Source organism: Mycobacterium sp. 852002-53434_SCH5985345 (assembly GCF_001667155.1).
Classification (GTDB): domain Bacteria; phylum Actinomycetota; class Actinomycetes; order Mycobacteriales; family Mycobacteriaceae; genus Mycobacterium.
This window is the reverse complement of record NZ_LZIE01000091.1, coordinates 1-2,026: the sequence shown is the minus strand read 5'-3', so window position 1 is coordinate 2,026 and position 2,026 is coordinate 1. Positions and strand designations below refer to the sequence as shown.

The 2,026-nt window shown below is 68.9% G+C and carries 1 protein-coding gene; it reads left to right on the top strand.

The window, feature by feature from the left end; translation table 11 throughout:
* The coding region (locus A5756_RS22970) for a condensation domain-containing protein (RefSeq protein WP_156659777.1) at positions 1-2,026 on the top strand (2,026 nt) is incomplete at both ends.

Here is a 2,026-nt window from a genome sequence, read left to right as displayed (position 1 = left end):
CATTCGTATGCGTTTGATTTCTCGGTGTGGGAGATCTGGGGGGCGCTGCTGCACGGCGGGCGACTGGTGGTGGTCCCCGATGCGGTGGCCCGCTCCCCGAAGGACTTACACGCCCTGCTGGTCGCCGAGCAGGTGACCGTGTTGAGTCAGACCCCGGCGGCGGTGCGGATGCTGTCCCCGCAGGGTTTGGAGGGCACGGCGCTGGTGATCGGGGCCGAACCGGTGGGGCCCGAGGTGGTGGACCGCTGGGCGCCGGGGCGGACGATGATCAACGTCTACGGCCCGACCGAGACCACGATCTTCGCCACGGCCAGTACCCCGTTGGCGGCCAAGTCCGGGGCGCCGCCGATCGGGGCGGCGGTCCCCGGTGCGGCGTTGTTCGTCCTGGATGGCTGGTTGCGCCCGGTGCCGGTCGGGGTCGTCGGGGAGTTGTATGTGGCCGGGCGCGGGGTCGGTTATGGGTATGTGCGCCGGGCGGGGTTGAGCGCGACGCGGTTCGTGGCGTGTCCGTTCGGGCCGGCGGGTGCGCGGATGTATCGCAGCGGGGATCTGGTGTGCTGGGGTGCTGATGGGCAGCTGCGCTATGTCGGGCGCGCCGATGAGCAGGTCAAGATCCGCGGCTACCGCATCGAGATCGGCGAAATCCGTACCGCCCTGGCCGCCCTGGACGGGGTCGCCGACGCGGTCGTCATCGTGCGCGAGGACCGCCCCGGTGACAAACGCCTCATCGGCTACATCACCGGCACCGCCGAGCCCACCGCGCTGCGCACCCACCTCGCCCAACGCCTACCCGACTACATGATCCCGGCCGCCATCGTCGCACTGCCCGCCCTGCCCACCACCATCAACGGCAAACTCGACACCCGCGCCCTACCCCCACCCGAATACACCGACACCGATCACTACCGCGCCCCGGGCAGCGCGATCGAGGAAATCCTCGCCGGCATCTACGCCCAAGTCCTGGGCCTCGAGCGGGTCGGAATCGACCAGTCGTTCTTCGACCTCGGCGGCGACTCGCTCTCGGCGATGCGGGTGATCGCGGCCATCAACAGTGGGCTGGATACCGCACTGACGGTGCGGGCGCTGTTCGAGGCACCCACGGTGGCGCAGTTGGCGCCCCGAACCGGCAGCAGCGGGGGCGGCCTGATGCCGTTGGTCGCCGCCGAACGGCCTGCGACGGTGCCGCTTTCGTTCGCCCAGAGCCGGTTGTGGTTCCTGGACCAATTGCACGGGCCGTCACCGGTCTACAACATGGCCGCTGCCCTGCGGCTGGTCGGCCGGCTGAACATCGACGCGTTGCGCGCCGCCTTGGCCGACGTGGTGGCCCGCCACGAGAGCCTGCGCACCGTCTTCGCTGCGCCGGAGGGCAACCCGCAACAGGTCGTGCTGCCGTCCACGCAGGCCGGCGTCGGTTGGGACGTAGTGCACACCGACGGCTGGCCGGCGAGCCGGCTCGCTGATGCCATCGAGGCGGCGGCGCGTTACTCGTTTGATCTGGCTGCTGAGGTTCCGTTGCGGGCAACGCTTTTCCGGTTGGGTGAGGGTGAGCATGTGCTCGTGGCGGTGGCTCACCATATTGCCGCTGACGGGTGGTCGATTACGCCGTTGGTGCGTGATCTGGGGGTGGCGTATGCCAGTCGGTGTGCGGGTGAAGCGCCCGGCTGGGCCGAACTACCGGTGCAATACGTCGATTACACGATGTGGCAACAGGCGCAGTTCGGGGATCTGGATGATCCGCACAGTGCGATCGCCGCGCAGTTGGCCTATTGGATGGACGCGTTGGCGGGGATGCCTGAGCGGTTGGAGTTGCCGACGGATCGCGGATATCCGGCGGTGGCTGATTATCGGGGGGCGCGGGTGGCCGTGGAGTGGCCCGCGCAGTTGCAGCAGCGGGTGCGTGAGGTGGCCGGTGAACACAATGCGACCAGTTTCATGGTGGTGCAGGCCGCGTTGGCGGTGGTGTTGGCCAAGCTGGGCGCGACTTCGGATGTGGCGGTGGGTTTTCCGATCGCCGGGCGTCGTGATC